This window comes from Halosimplex salinum (genome assembly GCF_003730195.1).
In the GTDB taxonomy this organism is placed as follows: domain Archaea; phylum Halobacteriota; class Halobacteria; order Halobacteriales; family Haloarculaceae; genus Halosimplex; species Halosimplex salinum.
Genome location: NZ_QWGG01000004.1, coordinates 318524 through 341164 on the forward strand (window position 1 = coordinate 318524; position 22641 = coordinate 341164).

Sequence of the window (22641 nt, forward strand, 5' to 3'; positions counted from 1 at the left end):
GGTGTCGCGGTGAGTCACTGGGTTTTATCGGCGCGTGCGAGACACGACCGGGTATGCTCGCAGATGCAGTCACCGTGGTCGTCGCCGCGGTCTTTCTGCTCACCGTCCTCCTCCCCGCGCTCGCGGTCGGCTACCTCTTCGCCCGGTACGCGAACCTCTTCGCACGCGTCGGGACGCTCACTCGTCCGCTGGGGTTCGACCGCTGGGCCGGGTTCGGGGCGATGCTGGTCTTCTTCACCGGATTCGCCTGGCTCGCCGCCGTCGGCGAGATCCCCGACGAGGGCGAGCGGTTCTGGCTGCCGGCCAACCTCGCGGTTCTCGGCTTCGGCGTGGGCCTGTTCTGCGTCGCGCTCGCCCTGAGCAACCTGCGTCGGTACCGCCGACTCCGCGACGGCGAGTTCGTCGCCGGTGTCGCCGAGGCAGGGGGCGGGGAGACGGTCTCGGCGCCGCTCAGCGGCGAATCGTGTCTGGCGTGGGCGATCCGAGTCAGCGAGCACTCCGGGTTCTTTCGCCGCGGCGGACCCCCGGCGATCCGCCACGATTCGGGCGGGACGACGTTCGTCGTCCAGTCCGACACCGAGCGGATCCGGGTGAACCCGAGCGCGGCGACGTTCGACGTGTGGTCCGTCGGCGGTCGGTCGTCCCCGGACTTCGTCGCCCGGGAGCGCGACGGCGTCTCCGAACGCGTCACGGAGTACGCGAACGACGCCGGCCTCGACGACCCGGACCGCTCGCGGGGCTACTCGGAGGTCCGCATCGAACCCGGCGACACCGTCACCGTCTTCGGGAGCACCGACGGTCGGATGGCGGTCGGCGGTCCCGGAACTGTCCTCGCGGATCGGTCCGGCGAGACGGTGCGTCGGCAGATCCGTCGTCGAGTCAGGGCCGGGCCCGCCGGCGTCGCGCTCGCGCTCGTCTCCTTCGGCGTCGCGGCGCTCCTGAGCGGCGCGATCTGACCGTCGAGAGCGATTCAATCGACCGATTCGCCGACGGAGCCGTCGGCGGTGTCGGCGCGGGACGCCGAGGGGAACGGCGATCCGAACACGGCCAGGGGGACCGCGGTCGCGATGAGGAGCACGCCGAGCGCGCCGTAGGCCGCGACCGGGCCGCGTGCTCCCGCGGCGACGCCCGCGAGGACGACGAACGGCGTCCGCGCCAGCCCGAACACCATCGAGACGGCGCTGAGGACCGTCGCGCGCCCCACGTCCTCGACGCGGTCGTTGACGTACCCCTCGACCATCGGCCGGAGGAGGTAGTGGACCGCCCGGAGGAGGTAGAAGGTCGCGAACGCCGCGAGCGGGACGGCGAGCGGCACCAGCGTCGCGGCCACGAGCGCGAGCGCCGCAGCGGCCATCACTCGACGGAGACCGAACCGCGCCTCGATCGGTCCGGCGTAGTAGCTGACCGCCGCGGCGACGACGGCGAAACTCGCGTAGAGGGGCCCGAGCCCGGTCGCGGCCGTCACCGGCAGACCCGCCAGGAGCGAGCCGCCACCGACCGCACCCGCGAGCGCGCCGACGCCCGGCAGGCCCGTGAGGTCGACGCCTTCGACCACGGCGACGGCGATCGGCTGGACGTACTGGTTGCCGGCGCCGACGACGCCGAACAGGAGCGCGGCGAACAGGACGAACGTCCGGAGCGGGGGCTTCGCGATCCGGTCGCGGAGCAGTGGGAGCGCCTCCCTGACTGTCGGGCCGCCCGTCTCGCCGCTCTCGAACTGCTCGGTTCGGGGGAGCGTGGCGATCACGCCGGCGCCCACGAGCATGAGCGCGCCGGCGGCGACGAACGGGTAGCGCGGGTCCAGCCCGTAGAGGACGGCGCCGCCGACGGTCGTGACGGCCGAACACCAGCGGGCGATCGCCTGTCCGCGACCGCGGACGCGGGTGAACTGGTCTTCGCCGACCGTCGACTCCAGCACCTCGTAGAGCCACGCGCTCCCGGTCCCCGAGGTCAGCGCGATCCCCAGCGCCCAGACGACGTACACGACGAGATACGACGCGAAGGAGTCGACTGCGACGAACCCCAGCAGGGAGGCGGCTAGCGCGACCTTGCTCGCAACGAGCGTGTCCCGGCGCCCGACTCGGTCGCCGACGTACCCCGTCGGGATCTCGCCGGCGACGAGGAGCAGCGAGTAAACTGCACTCAGGGTCCCGTACTGCGGATACGTCAGGTCGCGGAGGACGAACAGCGCGAAGATCGGCGAGATGAACCCGACCGCCGCGAGCGCCTGGAACAGGTAGTATCGGCGGATAAGCGCCCGCGGACTCGACAGGTCGACGCGCACGGTCGGACGGACGACCGGCGGTGACTTCACGGTTCCCTGAACGCCGTTGAAATAATCTGTCCGACAGGTGAGCGGACGGCGGGATCGGTGGCCGCAGGCGCAACGTAAAAACGTCTCGCAGCCGTATTCGACTGTAATGGACCAACTGGCCCCGTCGAACGTCCCGACCTACGAGAGCAAGGCAGAGGGGCGGTCGCTGTGGGACCGCTGTGCGGACCGCGGGCTCCCCGTGGTCGCCGTCCGGGAGGGCGAGCGGGGGTTCGTCGTCCGCTACGACCTCCAGCACCTCGACAGCGAACTCTCGGAGTCGGCCCTCCGGAAACTCCGCGACCAGGTGCGGTCGCTGCGCTCGTACTCCGTCGGCGTCGACCCGCTCTCCGAGACCGAACACGTCGGCGGCGAGACGGGCCACGTCGCGGGCGAACTCCACGCTCAGACCGAGGACGACGCCAGACGCCTCGCCTCTCACGTCTCGGCGTTCGTCTTCGACGACGACAGCCTGGTCTGAGTCGTCACTCCTCGTCCTCATTCGCCCGGCCGTGCAGCGTCTCGTGGACGCCGAGCACGAGCGCCGGGACGACCACCATGAACAGGTGCTCCTCCAGCGGGATGCCGACGAGCTCCACGCCCGTCCGGAGCGGGATGGCGAACACGCCGACCTCCAGCGTGTACCAGTCCCACACGTACGCCAGCGGATAGATCACCGCGACGGTCCGGCCCGTACGGCGGAGGGCGTCCCGGCCCGCTCGCACCAGGAGCACGAGGGCGACCGTCCCGAACGCAACCTCCGTCGCGAGATACGTGTAGGGTCCGAGGACGCCGATGTCCGGGAGCGGAACGCCGTCGAACGGCTCGGCGGCGACGGCGACGGCGAGGACCAGGAGACCGAGCGTCGCGGCGCCAGCGAGCACCGACCGCGCTCGGTCCGGCGGGAGGACCCGCGCGCCGGCGGCACCGGCGAAACAGAGGGGCGCCGCGAGCGCGCCAAACGGCGGGAGGAATCCGTCGACCGTCAGCCAGAGCACGACGACGCCGAGGCCGAACAGCGCCGCGCTCGGGCGGCGCCCGCGTCCGCTGTCCATACCGTCCAAAGCGTCGCCACGCACATGAGCGGCGGTGGTCCCGGAGCGGAAGGAAGTCCCGAACGATCGCCGTCGACGACCTGACTCTGCGAAAGAACGTTGTGGCTATGACCCGTTCCGTCCAACATGGGTGAGCCCACTCACGCCAGCGGTGTCGGGGAGGTCGCGCGCGCACTCCTCTCGCAGGTGCATCCCGTCTTCATGTTACCGCCGCTGGCGGCGTCGCTGTTCGGCGCGGTGTTCGCTGGGCGCGTCACGCCCGCCGTCGCCGCCCTCCACGTCACGGCGCTCTTCTTCGCCGTCTACACGGCTCACGTGAAGGACGGCTACGTCGACTTCCACCTGCGCGGTGAGGACGACGACCACCCGCTCTCGGCCCGGGCGTGTCGACGCGCGCTCGTCGGCTCCACCACGGGATTCCTGACCGCGCTCGCCGGGTTGTGGGTGACTGCGGGACCGGGTGCCGTCGCGCTGACGGCGCCGACGTGGGCGCTCGGCTACTTCCACGCGCCACAGCTCGACACGCACACCGTCGGTGCGACCGCCGGGTACCCGACCGGCATCGCGCTCGCGCTCCTCGGTGGGTTCTACGCGCAGGCGGGGGAACTCACTCCAGCGGTCCTCGGGCTCGCGGGCGTCTTCCTGCTGTTCCTCTCGGGGATCAAGGTCGTCGACGACGCGCAGGACTACGACTACGACCGCTCCATCGAGAAGCGAACGGTCGCTGTCGTCCTCGGCAAGCGAGGCGCCCACCGCGCGGCCTACGCCCTGATGGCGACGGGGATGGTCGCCGTCCTCCTCCTCGCCGCTGGCCTCCGACAGATTCCGCCGAGCGCCGGGGCCGCGCCGCTCGTCTTCGGCGCGGTCGCGCTCGTCGCGCGTCGGGCCGACCCGGAACTCGCCACGATGCTGCTCATCCGCGGCTCGTACCTCTTCCTCGCCGTCCTCGTCGCCGCGGTGTGGTTCCGGCCGCTGGGGTGAATTCGCGGGAGGCGTCGGCGGCCGGCGAGCGTTCGTTCCGGTAGGGGTTGGATACCCGTTCGGAGCACCGCCAGCGTTTTCCCGCCGGACCGGTTACGCTTGTGGCGGTATGGACGATCTCCGAACCGGACTGTCGTACGGCGACGTGTTGCTGGTACCACAGCGGTCGCCCGTCGACAGCCGGAGCGACGTAGACCTCTCGACGCGTCTGACCGCCGATATCGAACTCGACACGCCGCTCCTCTCGGCGCCGATGGACACGGTGACGGGCCCGGACGCCGCCATCGCGCTCGGCCGTGCCGGCGGGTTCGGCACGATCCACCGCTTCCTGAGCGCCGACGAACAGGCCGCCGCCGTCGAGCGCGTGGTCGACGCGGGCCAGCAGGTCGGCGCGGCGGTCGGCATCGCCGAGGACGCCGTCGCCCGCACGGCCGCCGTCGTCGACGCCGGCGCCGACTGCGTGATGGTCGACGTGGCTCACGGTCACCTCGAGCGCTGTCTCGACACCGTCGAACGCCTCCGCGCGGAGTTCCCCGACACCGACCTCGTGGTCGGCAACGTCGCAACACCGGAGGGCGTCAGGGACCTCCACGCCGCCGGCGCCGACTGCGTGAAAGTCGGCATCGGTCCCGGGAGCCACTGCACGACCCGACGGGTCGCGGGCGCCGGCGTCCCGCAACTCACCGCAGTCGACGACTGCGCCGACGCGGCCGACGACCTGGGTATCCCCATCGTCGCTGACGGCGGCATCCGCTCGTCGGGCGACGCCGTCAAGGCGCTGATGGCCGGCGCCGACACCGTGATGATGGGGTCGCTCTTCGCCGGCACGGAGGAGACGCCGCCCGAGATCGTCGAGGTCGACGGCGAACGCTACAAGAAGTCCCGGGGGATGGCGACGACCGCCGCCGCGGAGGAGCGCTCCGATAAGGAAGACGCGGGCGCCGACGTCGACGCCGACGAGGGCGTCGAGGGGTTCACCGAGTACAAGGGCCCACTCGCCGACGTGGCCGCCGAGTTCTGTGCGGGCATCCGCTCGGGCCTCTCCTACTGCGGCGGCCACACCATCCCGGACGCTCGCGAGAAGGCCGAGTTTATCGGCGTCGACCAGGCCGCCAAGGAGCGCGAGGGCGCCCACGGCGACCACGACTGGGAGACCGTCGTCGTCGACGACTGACGGGCCCGGTACGGGCTGAACGGCCCGTCGTCGGATGTTCGATACAGTGCGTTAGCCGCTCTGACAAGCTGCCGGTTTCTGGGCAGGTTTTCGGTCCTACAGGGAAGGGTCCCGGTCCTACAGGGAAGGGTCCCGGTCTTACAGGGAAGGGTCCCGGTCTTACAGGGACACGTTCCCGGTCTTCCGGGGGAAACTCGTGGTGGGACGTGCCATCGGCATGCAGTGCAGCGAAGGTTGACGAATCAGCAGTGGCTGGTGTCGTTTTCCCGAACGATCCGCACCGCGCCTGTCTCGTGGTCGAACTCGAACTCGTTCATCGAGCAGTACCCCTGTGACTGCTCCGTCATCGCTTCGACGATGTCGAGGTCCTTCAGGTGTCCGAGAAGCAGGCGAATGGGGCCACCGTGAGTCACGACGAGGACGGTCTCACTCGAGTCACACTCGGCCAGTGTCGTCTCCCACCGTTCGAGGACACGGTCGCGAACGTCGACGAGACTTTCACCGCTTTCCGCTCGTCTGTGCGCTGCTTCTGGGCCACTCTCTCCGAGATCGTGCTCGGGGAACCGCTCGAACATCTCGTCGAACAGCAAGCCCTGGTAGACGCCGATATCGCGTTCGCGCCACGCCGATTCGAACGTGACGGGCGCGTCGACGTGTTCGAGCAGAATTTCGACCGTCTCCTCCGTCCGATACAGGTCCGACGACAGAATGCGGTCGATATCGTATCCCGCTGTGAGTGCTGCGCCGAGCTGACCGGCCTGCTCTCGACCGAGGTCGGTGAGCGGCGCAGGCGCCCAGCCCTGCAACCGCTGCTTCCGGTTCCACGTGGTCTCACCGTGTCGGACTGCAACTATCGTTGTCATATCCTTCGATAGACCAATGACGACATGAGGATTCTGATCACTCCCCTGTGCTCCCGAGAGGCAACCGGGATCCGTTCCCAGCGTCTGTTGGATACGCGCGTCCCGCTCGGCGTCGCGCGGCCAGTTGCTTTACGCGGGGCGGCCTAACACCCGTCCATGAGCGTCGACGCCGAGGGCGGACGGGACGGCGAGATGACCCTCGCGTTCGAACTCGCGGCCATCCGCGAGTTCGCGGACCCCGCTGCCGTGTTCGAGGACGCCCGCGAGTGGTGCAGATACGTCGGCGTCGTCTCGAACGACACCGACGCCGTCGCCGCGTTCGTCGCCGACCACGCCCTCGCGCAGGACTTCGAACTCGGCGACCGAGATATCTGGCTGGCGATGGAGGGGATCCGGGAGTCCAGCGACGCGCCGCGGCACGTCTTCGTCGGGACGACGCCCGAGGACCGCCGCGTGGCCGACGCGACCGGGTGGGAGTTCCGCCGCCCCGCGGACGTCGCGGAGGCGGCCGGCTGGGACCTCGCTGACGGGGAGTCGTCCGATTCGGGGCTCCTCGGCCGACTCTGGGCACGCCTCTCGGACTCTGAGTGATTCGCGGACCGCTCCAGGACCGACTCAGTCGCCGTCGAGCCGCTCGGCCGCCCGCTGACAGCGGTCGAGCCACTTCCGCTCGTACTCGTCGGGCGCCAGCACGCGACCGGCGAAATCCGGGGCGCGCTCGACACCCTCCTCTTCGCACCATCCGATACACTCCCGGTAGAGCGCGATGTCGTGCTGCTCGGCCAGTCCCTCGTCGTACTCGACGGTCACCGTCTCGGCGCCGGTGAGATACGCCGCGAAAGCCCGCGTGTGGCCGTCGGTCAGATAGCGCTCGCCGTCGAACTCGTAGACCGTGAGCGGGCCGAACTCGTGGTCCGGTCCGTCGATCCGGTCGAGGACTGTGGCCAGTTTCTCGGCGCTGACGTACAGTTGACTCGGTCGGAGATCGCTCGGGGGAATCGTCTCTGTCATCTCCCGGTCGTGCTTCGCTGGGTCAGTTCGCCGTCGAGACGATCTTGATCACGTCGCCCTCTTCGAGTTCCTGCTCGTCGCTGATCCGCATGTCCTTCCGGCCGTCGACGGCGTGGAGGTAGCCGTCGCCGATGTCCGAGTGGACGGCGTAGGCGAGGTCTTTCGGCGTCGATCCGGACCCGAGGAGGAACGCGTCGGGCAGGGTGTTGCCCTGTCCGTCGGTCCAGTGGGTCTCGTCCTGGACTGGGTACGCTGTGATCTGATCGAGCACGTCGTATACGGCCGTGTCGAGGGCCTGCTGGACGCCGGTGCCGCCGTACTCGGCCATCACCTCGCGGATCTGTTCGAGGCCCGCCTCCTGCTGGTCGCTCAGGTCGCCGACGATGTCGAAGTCCGGGTCGCCGGGGTCGTAGTCGACGATGCCGGCCTCGCTCCCCTTCCGGAGGGCCAGCTCGCCGTCCGCGGTCGTCGGGATGGTCGCCTCGTTGCGCTCCTTGAGCCGCTGGAGGTTCTCCGGCGGGGCCACGTCGGCCTTGTTCGCGACGACGACGATCGGTTTCGTCCGCTCGCGGATCTCGCCGGCCAGTTCCTCGCGGTGCTCGTCGGTCCACTGGATCGGGTCGTCCGGGTAGTCCAGGTCGCGGAGGGTGCGCGCCACGTCGAGTTCGGTGGCGCCGACGCCGGTCAACAGATCCGCCAGCTCCTCGTCGATATCGAAGTCGGGGGAGCGGGAGGCCCGTTCGATCCCCTCCCAGTTGCGGTCGACGATGCTCGCCAGCCAGAGGTCCATCTCCTCCTCGATGAACTGGAGGTCCTCGACCGGGTCGTGCTCGCCCACCTCGATGGGTTCGCCCTCCTCGTCCGTTCCGCCCGAGGCGTCGACGACGTGGAGGATGGCGTCGGCGTTGGAGAGTTCGTCGAGGAACTGGTTGCCGAGGCCGCGCCCCTCGTGAGCGCCCGGGACCAGCCCCGCCACGTCGAGCAGTTCGACCGGGACGAAGCGCTTGCCGTCGTGGCAGTTCTCCTGGCCGCAACGTTCGTCGAGGTCGAGACAGGGGCAGTCGGTGCGGACGTGCGTGACGCCGCGGTTGGCGTCGATGGTCGTGAACGGGTAGTTGCCCACGTCCACGTCGGCCATCGTCGCCGCCTTGTAGAAGGTCGACTTGCCGGCGTTGGGCTTGCCGGCAAGCGCGATAGAGAGCATGCTACGGAGTACTGCGGGCCGGGAAAAGCCGCTTTCGGTTACTCGACTTCCGCGAGTTCGGCGTCCTCGTCGTGACCGTTCTCGCTGTGTGTCGGATCCTCGCCCATCATCGGGACGACGCCGTCCAGTTCCGCCTCGACGGACTCGCGGCTCTCGATCGCGGGCGAGTCGTCCGCGGACTCGCTGTCAGAATCGACTTCGGCCGCATCGTCGTCGGCCTCGGCTACTTCGTCGTCTCCCGTCTCTTGCTCCTCGCCGACCGTCTCGGCGTCGTCCGTCTCGGACTTCGGTGTCTCCGATTCTGCGGTTTCTGATTCCGCGGCGGTCTCGTCCTCTCCATCGGATTCGGGGTCGGGACCGAGCGCGTCGCGGACCTGCGTGAGTTCGCCGCTGACGCGGATCTTCCCCTCGACGACGGCGTGCTCGTGGAGCGCCACGTCCTCGGCGGAGATGTCGCCCCAGACGGTCGCGCCGCGGTCGATCGACACGTCGCCGTTGCGGGTGGTCACGTCGCCTTTGATCTCCGTGTCTTCGCCGACGGTCACGTCGCCGCGGGCGCGGAGGCTCCCGAAGATGGTGTTGTCGGCGCCGACGGTCAGGGACTCTGCGCGGATGTTCCCGTGGAGTCGGCAGTCGTCACCGACGGTGGCCGGCGTCGAGACGCGCCACGCGTCGTCGCTGACGCGGGCGCCCCGCGGGAGGACCACGGGCTGGGCCTCCTCCTCGTCGGCGTCGACCAGCTGGCTCGCGAGGTCCTCCGCGGCCTCCTCCTCGCCGATGCGGAGCAACTGCGAGAGGTATACCACGAGGAAGACGACCGTCGGCATCGGGTTGCGGATGACGATGTGGCCGCTCGCCTCGAAGCTCTCGGCGATGTCCACGTCGTCGCCGATGTCGACGTTGCCGGCGACTTTGAGTTCGCCGCCGACGTGGACGCGCTCGCCGAGGTAGGCGTCGCCGCCGACGAGCACGTCCTCTTCGACCTCGCTCCACATGTCCAGTCTGCAGTCGCCTTCCGCTTCGATGTGGCCGCCGAACGTCACGCGCTCGCCGGCCATCACGTCGTCGCCGCGGACCCCGAACTCGACGGTGCTCTGGCCGCCGACGATCACGTCCCCGTCGGTCACCAAGTCGTGCTCTTCGACCGTGGTCCCGTCGGGGATGGCGAGTTCGTCGAGTGGGTCCGAGCGGATCGGCACACTTTCCCAAGCGAGTTCCGGCGTAATAAACCCTCACGACGCGCACGACGGGCGTCTGACGCTCGTCTGACGGCGCCGCGGCGGCGGCGCTCGGACCACACCTCCAGATATTTAATCGTCGGCGGCTTACCGGGAGACATGACCGCACTTTCTTTCGACGAGCAGGGGGTAGACGTCGTCTACGAGGGCCACGACTTCCGCCTGAAGAAGTCGCTCGTCGAGGACGCCATCGACAAACCATACCCCGAGATTACCGACCACGAAGTGCTGAAGATTGTCGAGAAGAACCCCGCGCTCTCGGGTCAGCCGCGGCGGATCAGAGACATCATTCAGTGACGCGCTGATCGCCCTCCCGCCCGAGGGGTCGTGACGGCCGTCGATAGCAGCGGCTCGGTCGAGCGAGCGCCGCTCAGGCCACGACGAGCGCTGCTCAGGCCACGACCTGCGAGTAGACGAGGAAGGGAATCACGAACAGCGCGACGAACATGAGGAGCAGTATCAGCCCGTAACTGACGAGCGTCGCGGCGGCCGTGACCCACGCCGGGTGGTCGAATCGGTCGAACGCGTTCATACCGACGGGACGGACGCTGAGGCCTTAGTGATTCTGGCGCTCGGGCAGCAGAGAGCGGCAGTCGAACGAACGGACCGACTCGTGTGAAAAGAGGTGGACCGATGACCGATTACGCGAACGTGCGCGAGACGTCTTCTTCCTCGTCTTCGGACTGGATCTTGTCCCAGGCGTCGAGGAAGTCCTGCATGCGGACCTCGGTGCGGTCGTCGCGGATGGCGAACATCCCGGCTTCCGTGCAGACGGCCTTCACGTCGGCACCGGAGGCCTCGCCGGTCATCTCGGCGAGCTGGGCGAAGTCCAGCTCCTCGTCGAGGTTCATGCTGCGCGTGTGGATCTTGAAGATCTGCTCGCGGCCCGTCGCGTCCGGCTTGGGCACTTCGATCAGACGGTCGAAGCGGCCGGGGCGGAGGATGGCCCGGTCCAGCATGTCGAAGCGGTTGGTCGCAGCGATGATGCGGATCTCGCCGCGCTCCTCGAAGCCGTCCATCTCGGAGAGCAGCTGCATCATCGTGCGCTGGACTTCGGCGTCGCCGGAGGTCTTCGAGTCGGTTCGCTTGGCCGCGATGGCGTCGATCTCGTCGATGAAGAGGACGCTCGGCTCGTGCTGGCGCGCGAGTTCGAACAGGTCGCGGACGAGCTTGGCGCCCTCGCCGATGAACTTGTGGACGAGTTCGGAGCCGGCCATCTTGATGAAGGTCGCGTCGGTCTGGTTGGCGACGGCCTTCGCGAGCATGGTCTTCCCCGTGCCGGGCGGGCCGTGGAGGAGGACGCCGCTCGGCGGTTCGATGCCGACGTCCTCGAACATCTCGGGGCTCTTGAGGGGCATCTCGACGGTCTCGCGGACCTCTTCGAGCTGCTCCTCGATGCCGCCGATGTCGGCGTAGGTGACGTCCGGCGACTCCTCGACTTCCATCACGCGGGCGCGGACGTCGGTCTCGTCCTCGAGGCTCTTGACGATCGACAGGGAGTTGTTGACGGCGACGCGGGAGTCCGGCTCGAGGTCGTCGCGCATCTCCTCGGTGACCTCGGTGATGGCCTCCTGGTTGTTGCCGTGCTGTTTGATGATGACCCCGTCGTCGGTCAGTTCCTGCACCGTGGCGACGAACAGCGGCGACTGCTTGAGCTTCTTGTTCTCGTGGGTCAGTCGCTCCAGCTTCTGCTGGTACTTGTTGTTCTCCGCGTTCGCGTCGAGGAGCTTGTCCCGCATCTCCTCGTTCTGGGACTCGAGCACCTCGAGCCGCTCCTCGAGCGCTTCGATCTTCTCCTGCTGGGACGCGTCGTCGTCGTACGGCAGGTCCACCTCGTCCACGGTGTCGGTCATTACACCCCTGCTAGCGGACGGGATAATAAGAGGTTTCGGGTCGATCGGGTCTATTGCCGACCGGACAGATTCCGGGAACGTCGGCCTCCGTACAGCGGTTCCGGCGATTAAATCGAGGTACATGTTATCACGACCCACTCACTCGTCCTACTCGCGAAGTGCTGGCGCGGTTCTTGCCGATAGATTCACACGGGTTATTATTCGAAACGGGAAATATTATTAGGCTGTATCCAAAAGCCGGATACACGATGAGCACCCCCGAGACTGCGGAGGCCGAATCGCCGTCGGAAGACGGCTGGGACGCCGTGCGTGACCTGCCCCCCAGCGCGAAGCTGGTGGCGAAGACGCTGGAGTACAACGACGCCCTGACCCAGAGCCAGCTGGCCGAAGAGACCCTCCTGCCGCCCCGGACGGTCCGGTACGCCCTCAACCGCCTCGAGGACGTGGACGTGGTCAGCTCGCGGTTCTCCTTCGCGGACGCGCGCAAGCGAATCTACACGCTCGACATCGAGTGATCGGCGCGCTCGACTTCGTACACGTTCGACGTCGAATGACTGCCCGGTCCGTTCGGTTTCGTCGCTGTCGTCGTGACCGTTCGTTTCGCCGGTCCGCCCGGTAGATAGATCGTACGCGCCGGAATCACTTTCACCGCGCTCGCGACACCTCTTTAGGCGGGGCTTTCGTAGCCGGTCCCAGATGACGCGCGTGATACACACCGGGGACACCCACCTCGGCTACCGGCAGTATCACCGGTCGGAGCGCAAACGGGACTATCTCGACGCGTTCCGGCAGGTGGTCGACGACGCCGTGGCCGACGACGTCGACGCGGTCGTCCACGCCGGCGACCTCTTCCACGACCGGCGACCGACCCTCGACGACATCATGGGGACCCTCGAGGTCCTGCGAACCCTCGACGACGCCGACGTGCCCTTCCTGGCTATCGTCGGCAACCACGAGGCCAAACGCGAGGGCCAGTGGCTCGACCTCTTCGAATCGCTCGGCCTCGCGACCCGACTCGGCCCCGACCCGGTCGAGGTCGGATCGACCGCTTTCTACGGACTCGACTTCGTCCCGCGCTCGCAGCGCGACGGGTTCGAGATGGACTGCGGGACGCACGACTGCGACCACGCCGCGCTGGTCACCCACGGCCTGTTCGAACCGTTCGACTTCGGCGAGTGGGACCCGACGGCGGTGTTCGACGCCGCTGACGTGGAGTTCGACGCGCTCCTCCTCGGCGACAACCACCACCCCGACACCGTCGAGGTCGACGACACCTGGGTCACCTACTGCGGGTCGACCGAGCGGACCAGCGCCGCCGAGCGCGCCGAACGCGGCTACAACCTCGTCACCTTCGACGACGGCGTGGACGTCCGACGCCGCGGCCTCGACACCCGCGAGTTCGTCTTCGTCGACGTCGAGCTCGGCGAGGGAGAGGGGGTCGAGCGCGTCCGCCAGCGCGTCGGTGAGTACGACCTCGAAGACGCCGTCGTCGTCGTGACCATCGAGGGCGACGGCGAACCGGTGACGCCGGCCGCGGTCGAGGAGTTCGCGCTCGACCGCGGCGCGCTCGTCGCCCGCGTCACCGACCGCCGGGAGACGCCCGAGGAAGTCGAGCGCGAGGTCTCCTTCGCCGACCCCGACGACGCCGTCCGGGACCGCGTCCGCGAACTCGGTCTCAGCGGCGCGGCCCGGTCGCTCGACGAGACCGTCCGCGCGAGCAAGGTCGCCGACTCCAACGTCGCGGAGACCGTCCAGTCGGAGGTCGCCGACCTCGTCGAAGCGGGCGACCCCGCCGAGTTCGAATCCGCCGACCTGTCCCCCGAGAGCGACGAGGCCAGCGGGACGAACTCCGGGAACTCAGAGGAGCCGGTCGACACCGAGACCGACGGGTCCGCACCGGACGAGGAGGCCGAGACGACGGCCGATGGCGGGGTGGTTCCCGACGACTCGGCGACCGGTTCCGACACGGGGTCGGACGGACGGGAAGACCCCGAAGACCAGTCGACCATGGGTGAGTACCTGTGAGGTTCGACCGGATCCGGCTCTCGAACTTCAAGTGTTACGACGACGCGGACGTGCGTCTCGACCGCGGCGTGACGGTCATCCACGGCCTCAACGGCAGCGGCAAGTCCTCGCTGCTGGAAGCCTGTTTCTTCGCACTCTACGGCTCGAAGGCGCTCCAGAACACGCTGGACGAGGTCGTCACGATCGGTGCCGACGACGCCGAGGTCGAACTCTGGTTCGCCCACGGCGGCGAGTCCTACCACGTCGAACGTCGCGTCCGCGCGACCGGCGAGCAGGCTCAGACCGCCAGATGCGTCCTCGAAGCGCCGAGCGAGACCATCGAGGGGGCGCGCGACGTTCGCGCGTACGTCGAGGACCTCCTTCGGATGGACGCCGAGGCGTTCGTCAACTGCGCGTACGTCCGGCAGGGCGAGGTGAACAAGCTCATCAACGCCTCGCCGAGCCAGCGCCAGGACATGCTCGACTCGCTCCTGCAGCTGGGCAAACTCGAGGACTACCGCGAGCGCGCCAGCGACGCCCGCGTCGGCGTCGACCGCGTCCGCCAGGACAAGCAGGGGTCGCTCTCCCAGCTCGACGACCAGATAGCGGAGAAAGAGGAGAAAGACCTCCACGCGCGGCTCAACGAGTTGCGGACCGAACACGAGGACGTCGCGGGCGACATCGACCGCTTCGAGGAACAGCGCGAGAAGGCCGTCGAGACCCGCGACCAGGCCGTCGACATCCTGGAGCGCTACGAGGAGAAGCGTGAGGAACTGGCGGACCTCGAGTCCGATATCGAGGATCTGCGCGAACAGATATCCGAGACCGAGCGCGACCGCGAGGACATCTCCGACGACATCGCCGACCACCGCGACGCCCGCGAGGAACGTCGCGAGGAACTGGTCGAACTGCTCCCCGAGACGGACCTGGAGGGGTCCGCACAGGACCCGCCGACGCCCGACGCGGTCGACGCGCGACTCGACGCGCTCGACGAGCGCGACGACGAGCTACAGGAGAGTCTCCGGGAGGTCACCGCGGACGTGACCGAGCACACCAATCAGGCGGAGAACCTGCGCGAGAGCGCCGGCGACCTCGACGAGCAGGCCGAGGACGAGCGCGAGCGGGCCGAGGACCTCGAATCGGAGGTGGCCGAGGCCAGGGCGAACCTCGCCGACCGACGGGAGAAAGTCGAGACCCTCGGCGAGCGCATCGAGTCGCTCGAAGCCGAGTTCGAGGACGCCCCGGTCGAGTTCGGCGAGGCCGACTCGTTCCGCGAGGACGTCGCGGACGAACTGAGCGAGGTCCGCGAGACCGTCGCAGGGCTCGAAGCGGAAGTCGAGAATCAGCGCGAGCGTATCGAGGAGGCCGAGGAACTGCTCGCGGAAGGCAAATGCCCCGAGTGCGGTCAGGACGTGGACGACTCTCCGCACGTCGAGTCCATCGACGACGACCGCGAGCGACTCGCCGAACTCGAAGACGACCTCGCGGCGGCACGCGAGCGCCAGAGCGACCTCGAAGACCGACTCGAACGAGCCGAGGAACTCGTCGAGGTCGAGAGCGAGGCCGACGACTGCCGGACCAACCGTTCGAACGTCGAGCAACTGATCGAGCAACGAGAGTCGACGCTCGAGGAGAAGGCCGAGCAGGTCGAGACGCTCCGGGCGGAAGCGGCCGAACACGAGTCCGAGGCCGCGGAGAAACGCGAGGCGGCCGAGGAAGAGGCGGCAGCCGCCGACGACTGCCGCGAGCGCGTCGGCGAGATCAATCAGGAGCGCGGAACCGTCCGAGAACGCCGGGAGCGCCTGGAGCGCGTCGAGGATCTGCTCGACGCCATCGCCGACGCCACGGACGCGGTCGAGCGTCTCCGCGAACGCCGCGAGCACCTCGAAGAGACCAACGACGAGCGCCGCGAACGCCTCGTCGAGAAGCGCGAGCGCCGCTCCGAACTCCAGGAGGAGTTCGACGAGGACCGCGTCGACAAGGCGCGTGACCAGCGCGATCAGGCCGCGGAGTACGTCGAGAAGGCCGACGCCAAGCTCGAGGACCTGCGCGAGCGACGCGACGAGTTACAGAGCGCGATCGGCGGCGTCGAGAACGAGATCGAGGAGCTCGAGAATCTCCGGGAGCGCCGCGAGGACCTGGCCGACCGCGTCGAGTGGCTCGACTCGCTGTACGAGGAGGCCGACCAGCTCCAGCGGATGTACGGCGACCTGCGCGCCGAACTCCGCCAGCGCAACGTCGAGAGCCTCCAGGCCATGCTCAACGAGATCTTCGACCTCGTCTACCAGAACGACTCCTACGCCCGGATCGAGCTCTCGGGCGACTACGAGCTCACCGTCTTCCAGAAGGACGGCGAGCCGCTGGACCCCGAACAGCTCTCCGGCGGCGAGCGTGCCCTGTTCAACCTGAGCCTCCGCTGTGCCATCTACCGCCTCCTCGCCGAAGGCATCGAGGGCGCCGCGCCCATGCCGCCGCTCATCCTCGACGAGCCGACCGTGTTCCTCGATTCGGGGCACGTCTCTCAACTCGTGGAACTCGTCGAGGCGATGCGCGAGTACGGCGTCGAGCAGATCCTCGTCGTCAGCCACGACGAGGAACTCGTCGGTGCCGCCGACGACCTCGTCCGCGTCGAGAAGGACTCGACCACGAACCGCTCGACCGTGGTCCGTGAGGAGCCCGAGGACCGCCTCGCCGAAGCCATCGGCGCCGACGACTGAGCGCGGACGACCAGTGGCGTCTGCCGGGCTACGCCGTCTCGACTGCCGTCCCGCGGCGGACGGCGTTCACCGCCGCGCCCAGCAACACGACGACACTCGCGAAGTACAGCCACGTGACGAACAGGAGGACGGCACCGATCGCTCCGTACGCGGCGTAGCGACCGGCGTTCGACGCGTAGATCCGGAACCCGATCTGGAGGAGCACCCAGCCGACCGCGGCGACGACCGCCCCGGGGAACACCTCGGACACCGACACGTCGACCGGGGGGAGCACGTAGTACATCGGCAGGAATGCGAGCGCGAGGACGGCGACCAGCACCAGCGTCCCGAGCACGTTTATCAGCGGGATTTCGAAGGAGATCAGGGAGAGCGCGGCGCCGACGGCGACGACGAATCCGACGGCCAGCGCGATGCCGACGATCACGACGAGCCCGTCCCGGACCTGTTCGAGCAGGGAGGTTTCGACGTCGTCCGTGTACACCTCGTCGAACGCCTGGTCGAGGCCGCGGAACAGCTTCAGGGCGCTCCACGCCAGCGTGACGACGCCGACCAGCGAGGCGGCGCCGCGACCGGTCGTGTTCGTGATCGCCCCCGACACCGCGTCGATTCCCGACGACGAGAGCTGCTGGCTGAGCAGCCCGGTCACGCGGTCGGCAAGGGCCTGCCCGCCCACGGCGGACGCTATCACGACGGCGAGCAGTATCAGCGGGATGATCGAGACGAACGCGTAGTAGGCTATCCCGGCTGCCAGGAACGTGAGATTGCGGTCGCGAGCCAGGCCGACGACTGAACGAACGGTCGACATGCGTCAGCTAGCGGCTGAATCCGGTTGAACCCGGGGCAGGCGCAAGAAAGGGTCGCCGCTTCGCTCAGGCCGTCGCGTCGGACTCTCAGTGGACGAACCAGTAGTCGTAGCGTCGTCCGTCGGGCCCGGCGCATGGACGGCGGTTTCCCCGCTCGCTGAAAATCCGTTCTACCGGCTGACTGCACCGTTCAGGCGATGGCTATCGAGTGGCCCGCTTCCATTTCGACGGCGTCCGGGCGGATCTCGACGAAGAGGGTCGACCCCATCAGGCTCTCCGAGCGAGTGAGTTCCGGGTCGGGGAACGTCACCGTCTCGGTGACCGACCGGTCCCCGGTCTCCACGTCGACGGTGACCGTCGCGGGCAGCGAACAGCCCAGCGGAACCGCCTCTTCGAACCGTGCCTCCCTGTAGGCGCCGTCTTCCCGGGTCGACGTGGCCCTGTCCCACGTCCCGAGGTGCGGGGCGGCGCTGAACACCTCGGTGTCGTCCCGCCGGACCGAGATCTGCACGTCGACCGCGCGCTGTAACCCGTTCTCGACGGTGCAATCGGCGGGTTCCGCCCGGCACCACCAGCCGAGGGCGTGGCCGACGCCGGCGGTCGCGATCAGCGTTCCCCCGAGACCGCCCAGCAGGACGGCCCGTCTGTTCCGTCGGACCGAGCCCGCGACCCCCGCTTCTGCTGGCTCCTCGCTCGCGGGGGAGACCCCGACCTCCCGGAGCACCCACCGTACCGCGACCCCGAGGACGTACAGTGCGGTGCCGACGCCGAGCGTGAGCTCGACCGCGGGTTGCAGGAACTGACCGGCCCCGGTCGGGGGCATCCCGACGAACGAGAAGAGTCGCCAGGCGAACGCGTACATCGCTGGGAACGCGGCCGCCCAGGCGGTGATCAGTCCGCCCGACCACCGCAGCACGAGGCGTGTCAGCGCCGCCCCGACGACGAGGTACGCGACGACCGTCAGCACCGCGAAGCCGGGACCGGTGCCTAACACCGCGAGGAAGAGTTCGAGCGCGATGGCGGCGACGAACCCCACAGTGAAGGCCAGCGGGACCGTCCGCAGGCGCTCGCCGAGGAGGTGTGACCGGATCCGACTGTCGTTCATCGCCGGGATATCAATGCGACAACACAAAAGGGTTCGTCGGAATCACGGTTCCGCGTCCGTGAGCGTATCGAGACCGCGGGTCGCTGTGTCGGTCGTCTCGTAACCGCGGACGCCGGGTTCGTCCGTCTCGACGATCAGGCCGGCGGCCCGGAACTCGCTCAACAGGCCGTGCAGGTCGCTCTCGCAGAGGTCGACCGCGCCCATTAACGTCCGCACGTCGACCGGGCTCCGGGCGTCGATCTCCAGCAGCAGTCCGAGCGACCGGTCGTCGTGCACGGCGCCGAGGACGGACCGGACAGCGTCGGGGACGGCGCGACTGGCCGTCTCCAGCGGCGACTCGCCGTCGACGGTTTCTAACTGCTCGTTGGCGACGTGGCGCTCCTCGCCGGTCTCGGGGTCGCGGACGCGCGAGGAGTCGCTCGACTCCTTCAGGAGGAGATACCGGCGGCCGGACTCGTCGCGGACCGTTCGCATAGTCGCCGATAACGGGTTCGCGTGGTTAGCCGTTCCGGTCGGGCACACGGCGACTCACTCGCGACGGCGCTGGCGGTTCCGCCACAGCAACGCCTCACCGCCACAGCAACACCATCACCGCTCCGCCACCGCCGGCGCTCACTCGCGACGGCGCTGGCGGTTCCGCCACAGCAACGCCTCACCGCCACAGCAACACCATCACCGCTCCGCCACCGCCGGCGCTCACTCGCCGTCGGCGCGGAAGCGGCGGTACTGGAGGACGCCGTACGCGAAGGTGACGACGCCGAGGGCGAACATCGGCCCGCCGGTGTCCCAGTCGCCCCTGAAGTAGACGAACATCGGACCGAGCGCCATCGCGAGTATCGCCACGTCGAAGACGACGACGAGCCGCCAGAACGTGCGGGAGATCTCGGGGTCGACGTCGGTCGGGTCCTGCGGTTCGGGCACCGACGGCACCTCGATCTCGGGCACATCGGGACCGAGCGACGGCTCGAAGCGCTCGGGGTTGCCCAGCAGGCTGTCGTCTCCCTCGTCCGCGTCCTCGGACACACCCGGCGGTTGACGACTGGCGATGAAAAGGGTTCTCAATCGCCGCCTGACTCGTGACGCGCCCGCCTCAGGCCATCTGTCCGAGCGCGATGGCGTCGTCGGCCTCAACCCAGGCGAGGGGGTTCTCGACGTCGAACAGGACCACACCGTCCTCGACCTCGTAGGCGTCGGTGGACGCGACGCCCTCGGTGTCGGCCGGTACCGTCCGCACGTCCGCGGCCGGCTCGCTCTCGCCACTGTCCACCTGGCTCCCGTGCGTCGTGTGGTCCGTCATGGCTTCGTGCCGGGGTTTGGGACACCGTACCAAGTATCTTCTGCCTGTATCGACGGCCCCGACTCGCGCCTCGGCGACCCGGTATACCGCGACTATTTTAATCGATGGTCGCCAAGCGAGAGCAACATGGAGCAAACGGGTATCGGGGACTTCGACGCCGGCGGCGACCGGCCCGCCGACGAGGCCGCACACGTCGCCGGCAACGGCGGGTCAGGTGCCGACGTGGTCGACGCCGACGTGGTCGACGCGGACTCGGTCCGCTTTCCCGACGCCGAGGGGTCGGTCACGCTGACGGTCACACAGGTCGACTACACCGTCGAATACGGCGGCGACGAGGAGTTCCCCGTCGTCCACGTGTTCGGCCGCACCGACGGCGGCGACGGCCAGCCGGAGCTCGAACACGTCGAGGTGTACGACTTCGAGCCGTACTTCTACGCCCCGATCGACGACGTCGACGACGAACGGATCGCACAGTACGACGGCCTCGTGGACTACCGCGAGACCGACGAGGACGGGGAGCCCTTCGAATCTATTCGCGGCGACCGACTCGCGAAGATCGTCGGCCGCACGCCGCGCGACGTGGGACAGGTCCGCGACGAGTTCGACCACTACGAGGCGGACATCCTCTTCCCCAACCGCCTGCTCATCGACAAGGACATCAAGAGCGGCGTTCGCGTCCCCGAGCGCCGCACCGACGACGGGACGATCCGGATCCCCCACCAGGAGATCCAGGCCGTCGAGGCCAACACCACGCCGCGGGTCAACTTCTTCGACATCGAGGTCGACGACCGCAACGGCTTCCCCGAGGACGGGGAGGAGACCATCGTCTGTCTCACCTCTCACGACTCCTACCGCGACGAGTACATCAACTGGCTCTACCAGTCGCCGGCGGGCGTCGACGGCCCCGCCGCGCTCGAAGCCTACGAACCCATCGAGGACGACATCGACGCGGACGTGCGGGTCTTCGAGGAGGAGGAGGCGATGCTCGAGGCGTTCGTCGACTACGTCGAGGAGACCGACCCGGACGTGTTCAGCGGGTGGAACTTCGACGACTTCGACGCCCCGTACTTCCTCGACCGCATGGAGGAACTCCAGAGTTCGAGTCACGACTACGATCTGGACATCGACCGCCTCTCGCGCGTGGACGAGGTGTGGCGCTCGGACTGGAACGGCCCGGACATCAAGGGCCGGGTCGTGTTCGACCTCCTGCGCGCCTACAAGAGCACCCAGCGCACGGAACTGGAGTCCTACCGCCTCGACGCGGTGGGCGAGGTCGAACTGGGGATCGGCAAGGAACGCTACAGCGGCGACATCGGCGACCTGTGGGAGCAGAACCCCGAGCGCCTGCTGGAGTACAACCTCCGCGACGTCGAACTCTGCGTCGAACTCGACCGCAAGCAGGACATCGTCGCCTTCTTCGAGGAGGTCGCCTCGTTCGTCGGCTGCAAGCTCGAAGACGCGCCGACCGCGGGCGACGCGGTCGACATGTACGTCCTCCACAAGGCCTACGGCGACTTCGCGCTCCCCTCGAAGGGAACGGTCGAATCCGGCGAGGAGTTCGAGGGCGGCGCCGTCTTCGAACCGATCACGGGCGTCCGGGAGAACGTCTCCGTCCTCGACCTGAAGTCGCTGTACCCGATGTGCATGTGGACGACCAACGCCTCGCCGGAGACCAAGGTCGACGACCCCGAGGCGTACGACGGCGAGACCTACAGCACGCCCACGGGCCAGCACTTCCGCAAGGAGCCGGCCGGCATGATGCGGGAGATGATCGACGAACTCCTGACAGAACGCGAAGAGAAGAAGGAACTCCGGGATTCGCACGAGCCGGGCTCTGAAGCGTACGAACGCTTCGACAATCAGCAGGCCTCTGTCAAGGTCGTTATGAACTCTTTATATGGGGTATCGGGCTGGGATCGCTTCCGCCTCTACGACAAGGACAGCGCGGCGGCGGTGACGGCCACGGGTCGAGAAGTCATCAACTACACCGAGGAATCGGTCAACGACTTCGGCTACGAGGTGATCTACGGGGACACCGACTCGGTGATGCTGGAGATCGGTCAGGACGCCGAGAAGGACGAAGCCATCGAGAACTCCTTCGAACTCGAGGAGCAGATCAACGACTCCTACGACTCCTACGCTCGCGAGAACCTCAACGCCGACGAACACCGCTTCCAGATCGAGTTCGAGAAGCTCTATCGACGCTTCTTCCAGGCGGGCAAGAAGAAGCGCTACGCGGGCCACATCGTCTGGAAGGAGGGCAAGGACGTCGACGACATCGACATCACGGGCTTCGAGTACCAGCGCTCGGACATCGCACCGATCACGAAGGAGGTCCAGCTGAAGGTCATCGAGATGATCGTCCACGGCGAGGACTTAGAGGACGTGAAAGACTACGTCCACGACGTCATCGCGGACTACCAGGACGGGAACGTCAGCCTCGACGACGTGGGCATCCCCGGTGGTATCGGGAAGAAACTCGACAACTACGACACCGACACCGCGCAGGTCCGCGGCGCGAAGTACGCCAACCTGCTCCTCGGAACGAACTTCGCCAGCGGCTCCAAGCCCAAGCGGCTCTATCTGAAGAAGGTCCACCCCGAGTTCTTCCGCGAGATCGAGGCGGAGAAGGGCCTCGACCCCGCCGAGGACGTGCTCTACGGCGAGTTCAAGCGCGATCCCGACGTGATCTGCTTCGAGTACTCCGACCAGGTGCCAGACGCGTTCGAGGTCGACTGGGACAAGATGCTCGACAAGACGCTCAAGGGCCCCATCGCGCGGATCCTCGAGGCCCTCGACATCTCCTGGGAGGAGGTCAAGAGCGGCCAGGAACAGACCGGCCTCGAGAGCTTCATGTAGGCGCCGACCGCCCCGCACGGCGCCCGAACCGGTTCGGGCGGGCGACGTCTGTCGCGCCTGCCGTCCCGTTCGGTTCACCAAACCCCAAATTCGCTTTCCGTTTCGCAAAAGACGGTCGTGGAAACTCGAAACTATTATCAGCGACAGTACCGTGTTTTAGGATGAC

At 68.1% G+C, this 22641-nt stretch carries 23 protein-coding genes; 10 read left to right on the forward strand and 13 right to left on the reverse strand.

Annotation, left to right across the window (positions count from 1 at the left end; genetic code table 11):
• The first annotated feature begins 53 nt into the window (after positions 1-53).
• Positions 54-956, forward strand: a complete 903-nt coding sequence (locus tag D1409_RS12910) for a hypothetical protein (protein ID WP_123537395.1) — start codon at positions 54-56, stop codon at positions 954-956.
• Between the two features lie 14 nt (positions 957-970).
• Here D1409_RS12910 and D1409_RS12915 read toward each other — a convergent pair whose 3' ends face one another.
• Positions 971-2284 (reverse strand): MFS transporter, encoded by a 1314-nt coding sequence (locus tag D1409_RS12915; RefSeq protein WP_164471674.1) that lies wholly within the window; start codon positions 2282-2284, stop codon positions 971-973.
• 136 nt (positions 2285-2420) lie between these two features.
• On the opposite strand from D1409_RS12915, the gene D1409_RS12920 reads away from it, so the two are divergent.
• Positions 2421-2792 carry a hypothetical protein gene (locus D1409_RS12920; RefSeq protein ID WP_123537397.1) on the forward strand — a complete coding sequence of 124 codons (372 nt, stop codon included), beginning with the start codon at positions 2421-2423 and terminating at the stop codon, positions 2790-2792.
• A gap of 4 nt (positions 2793-2796) precedes the next feature.
• On the opposite strand, the gene D1409_RS25745 is transcribed toward D1409_RS12920, so the two are convergent.
• Positions 2797-3366, reverse strand: coding sequence for a lycopene cyclase domain-containing protein (locus D1409_RS25745; RefSeq protein ID WP_123537398.1), 570 nt, complete (start codon positions 3364-3366; stop codon positions 2797-2799).
• Between the two features lie 126 nt (positions 3367-3492).
• Here D1409_RS25745 and D1409_RS12930 point away from each other — a divergent pair, with 126 nt between their 5' ends.
• Complete coding sequence (locus D1409_RS12930) at positions 3493-4347, forward strand: UbiA family prenyltransferase (RefSeq protein WP_123537399.1); 855 nt, start codon at positions 3493-3495, stop codon at positions 4345-4347.
• Between the two features lie 109 nt (positions 4348-4456).
• Positions 4457-5521, forward strand: a complete 1065-nt coding sequence (locus D1409_RS12935) for a guanosine monophosphate reductase (RefSeq protein WP_123537400.1) — start codon at positions 4457-4459, stop codon at positions 5519-5521.
• A gap of 242 nt (positions 5522-5763) precedes the next feature.
• Here the strand turns inward: D1409_RS12935 and D1409_RS12940 are convergent, their stop codons facing one another.
• Complete coding sequence (locus D1409_RS12940) at positions 5764-6384, reverse strand: histidine phosphatase family protein (protein ID WP_123537401.1); 621 nt, start codon at positions 6382-6384, stop codon at positions 5764-5766.
• A gap of 156 nt (positions 6385-6540) precedes the next feature.
• On the opposite strand from D1409_RS12940, the gene D1409_RS12945 reads away from it, so the two are divergent.
• A complete protein-coding gene (locus D1409_RS12945) occupies positions 6541-6975 on the forward strand; it encodes a DUF7124 domain-containing protein (protein ID WP_123537402.1) in 435 nt (144 codons plus the stop codon).
• Positions 6976-6999: 24 nt separating this feature from the next.
• On the opposite strand, the gene D1409_RS12950 is transcribed toward D1409_RS12945, so the two are convergent.
• From D1409_RS12950 to D1409_RS12960, 3 genes are read right to left on the reverse strand one after another with little or no spacing between them, the layout of a single operon-like run.
• Positions 7000-7395 (reverse strand): histone acetyltransferase, encoded by a 396-nt coding sequence (locus D1409_RS12950; protein ID WP_123537403.1) that lies wholly within the window; start codon positions 7393-7395, stop codon positions 7000-7002.
• A 22-nt stretch (positions 7396-7417) separates the two neighbouring features.
• A complete protein-coding gene (locus D1409_RS12955; protein WP_123537404.1) occupies positions 7418-8599 on the reverse strand; it encodes a redox-regulated ATPase YchF in 1182 nt (393 codons plus the stop codon).
• A 38-nt stretch (positions 8600-8637) separates the two neighbouring features.
• Entirely contained in the window at positions 8638-9798 is a 1161-nt protein-coding gene (locus tag D1409_RS12960; protein ID WP_123537405.1) for a polymer-forming cytoskeletal protein, read from the reverse strand.
• A 138-nt stretch (positions 9799-9936) separates the two neighbouring features.
• Here D1409_RS12960 and D1409_RS12965 point away from each other — a divergent pair, with 138 nt between their 5' ends.
• Positions 9937-10134 (forward strand): DUF5800 family protein, encoded by a 198-nt coding sequence (locus D1409_RS12965; RefSeq protein WP_123537406.1) that lies wholly within the window; start codon positions 9937-9939, stop codon positions 10132-10134.
• 94 nt (positions 10135-10228) lie between these two features.
• On the opposite strand, the gene D1409_RS24555 is transcribed toward D1409_RS12965, so the two are convergent.
• Together D1409_RS24555 and pan1 are read right to left on the reverse strand one after the other, a co-directional pair.
• A complete protein-coding gene (locus D1409_RS24555) occupies positions 10229-10369 on the reverse strand; it encodes a hypothetical protein (protein ID WP_164471675.1) in 141 nt (46 codons plus the stop codon).
• 109 nt (positions 10370-10478) lie between these two features.
• Positions 10479-11690, reverse strand: coding sequence for a proteasome-activating nucleotidase Pan1 (gene pan1, locus D1409_RS12970; protein WP_123537407.1), 1212 nt, complete (start codon positions 11688-11690; stop codon positions 10479-10481).
• A gap of 248 nt (positions 11691-11938) precedes the next feature.
• Here pan1 and D1409_RS12975 point away from each other — a divergent pair, with 248 nt between their 5' ends.
• The 3 genes from D1409_RS12975 (at position 11939) to rad50 (ending at position 16411) form a co-directional block, all read left to right on the forward strand.
• Positions 11939-12205, forward strand: coding sequence for a MarR family transcriptional regulator (locus D1409_RS12975; RefSeq protein WP_123537408.1), 267 nt, complete (start codon positions 11939-11941; stop codon positions 12203-12205).
• 181 nt (positions 12206-12386) lie between these two features.
• Positions 12387-13715: a DNA double-strand break repair protein Mre11 gene (mre11, locus tag D1409_RS12980; protein WP_123537409.1), complete on the forward strand. Its 1329-nt coding sequence runs from the start codon at positions 12387-12389 to the stop codon at positions 13713-13715.
• Positions 13712-16411, forward strand: a complete 2700-nt coding sequence (rad50, locus tag D1409_RS12985; RefSeq protein ID WP_123537410.1) for a DNA double-strand break repair ATPase Rad50 — start codon at positions 13712-13714, stop codon at positions 16409-16411. The genes mre11 and rad50 overlap by 4 nt, the downstream gene beginning before the upstream one ends.
• Positions 16412-16439: 28 nt before the next feature.
• On the opposite strand, the gene D1409_RS12990 is transcribed toward rad50, so the two are convergent.
• The 5 genes from D1409_RS12990 to D1409_RS13010 form a co-directional block, all read right to left on the reverse strand.
• On the reverse strand, positions 16440-17216 hold the full coding sequence (locus tag D1409_RS12990; RefSeq protein WP_123537411.1) for a YihY/virulence factor BrkB family protein: 777 nt from the start codon (positions 17214-17216) through the stop codon (positions 16440-16442).
• Between the two features lie 188 nt (positions 17217-17404).
• A complete protein-coding gene (locus D1409_RS12995; RefSeq protein ID WP_123537412.1) occupies positions 17405-18319 on the reverse strand; it encodes a hypothetical protein in 915 nt (304 codons plus the stop codon).
• Between the two features lie 42 nt (positions 18320-18361).
• Entirely contained in the window at positions 18362-18793 is a 432-nt protein-coding gene (locus D1409_RS13000) for a DUF7346 family protein (RefSeq protein WP_123537413.1), read from the reverse strand.
• A 222-nt stretch (positions 18794-19015) separates the two neighbouring features.
• Entirely contained in the window at positions 19016-19342 is a 327-nt protein-coding gene (locus D1409_RS13005) for a DUF7322 domain-containing protein (RefSeq protein WP_123537414.1), read from the reverse strand.
• Between the two features lie 67 nt (positions 19343-19409).
• The gene (locus tag D1409_RS13010; RefSeq protein ID WP_123537415.1) at positions 19410-19616 is read right to left on the reverse strand and encodes a DUF7331 family protein; all 207 of its coding nucleotides are present in this window, start codon (positions 19614-19616) and stop codon (positions 19410-19412) included.
• Between the two features lie 126 nt (positions 19617-19742).
• Between D1409_RS13010 and D1409_RS13015 the strand changes: the two genes are divergently transcribed.
• Positions 19743-22475, forward strand: coding sequence for a DNA-directed DNA polymerase (locus tag D1409_RS13015; RefSeq protein WP_123537416.1), 2733 nt, complete (start codon positions 19743-19745; stop codon positions 22473-22475).
• The last annotated feature ends 166 nt before the right edge of the window (positions 22476-22641 follow it).

Bases quoted from the DNA above. Each gene is read 5' to 3' on its own strand.
- D1409_RS12955 (WP_123537404.1), bottom strand. From the start codon at position 8,599: ATGCTCTCTATCGCGCTTGCCGGCAAGCCCAACGCCGGCAAGTCGACC.
- D1409_RS13015 (WP_123537416.1), top strand. From the start codon at position 19,743: ATGGAGCAAACGGGTATCGGGGACTTCGACGCCGGCGGCGACCGGCCC.
- D1409_RS12940 (WP_123537401.1), bottom strand. From the start codon at position 6,384: ATGACAACGATAGTTGCAGTCCGACACGGTGAGACCACGTGGAACCGG.
- D1409_RS25745 (WP_123537398.1), bottom strand. From the start codon at position 3,366: ATGGACAGCGGACGCGGGCGCCGCCCGAGCGCGGCGCTGTTCGGCCTC.
- D1409_RS12930 (WP_123537399.1), top strand. From the start codon at position 3,493: ATGGGTGAGCCCACTCACGCCAGCGGTGTCGGGGAGGTCGCGCGCGCA.
- D1409_RS12965 (WP_123537406.1), top strand. From the start codon at position 9,937: ATGACCGCACTTTCTTTCGACGAGCAGGGGGTAGACGTCGTCTACGAG.
- D1409_RS12990 (WP_123537411.1), bottom strand. From the start codon at position 17,216: ATGTCGACCGTTCGTTCAGTCGTCGGCCTGGCTCGCGACCGCAATCTC.
- D1409_RS12950 (WP_123537403.1), bottom strand. From the start codon at position 7,395: ATGACAGAGACGATTCCCCCGAGCGATCTCCGACCGAGTCAACTGTAC.
- D1409_RS12910 (WP_123537395.1), top strand. From the start codon at position 54: ATGCTCGCAGATGCAGTCACCGTGGTCGTCGCCGCGGTCTTTCTGCTC.
- D1409_RS12935 (WP_123537400.1), top strand. From the start codon at position 4,457: ATGGACGATCTCCGAACCGGACTGTCGTACGGCGACGTGTTGCTGGTA.
- D1409_RS12920 (WP_123537397.1), top strand. From the start codon at position 2,421: ATGGACCAACTGGCCCCGTCGAACGTCCCGACCTACGAGAGCAAGGCA.
- D1409_RS12975 (WP_123537408.1), top strand. From the start codon at position 11,939: ATGAGCACCCCCGAGACTGCGGAGGCCGAATCGCCGTCGGAAGACGGC.
- D1409_RS24555 (WP_164471675.1), bottom strand. From the start codon at position 10,369: ATGAACGCGTTCGACCGATTCGACCACCCGGCGTGGGTCACGGCCGCC.
- D1409_RS12945 (WP_123537402.1), top strand. From the start codon at position 6,541: ATGAGCGTCGACGCCGAGGGCGGACGGGACGGCGAGATGACCCTCGCG.
- mre11 (WP_123537409.1), top strand. From the start codon at position 12,387: ATGACGCGCGTGATACACACCGGGGACACCCACCTCGGCTACCGGCAG.
- pan1 (WP_123537407.1), bottom strand. From the start codon at position 11,690: ATGACCGACACCGTGGACGAGGTGGACCTGCCGTACGACGACGACGCG.
- D1409_RS13000 (WP_123537413.1), bottom strand. From the start codon at position 18,793: ATGCGAACGGTCCGCGACGAGTCCGGCCGCCGGTATCTCCTCCTGAAG.
- D1409_RS13010 (WP_123537415.1), bottom strand. From the start codon at position 19,616: ATGACGGACCACACGACGCACGGGAGCCAGGTGGACAGTGGCGAGAGC.
- D1409_RS12995 (WP_123537412.1), bottom strand. From the start codon at position 18,319: ATGAACGACAGTCGGATCCGGTCACACCTCCTCGGCGAGCGCCTGCGG.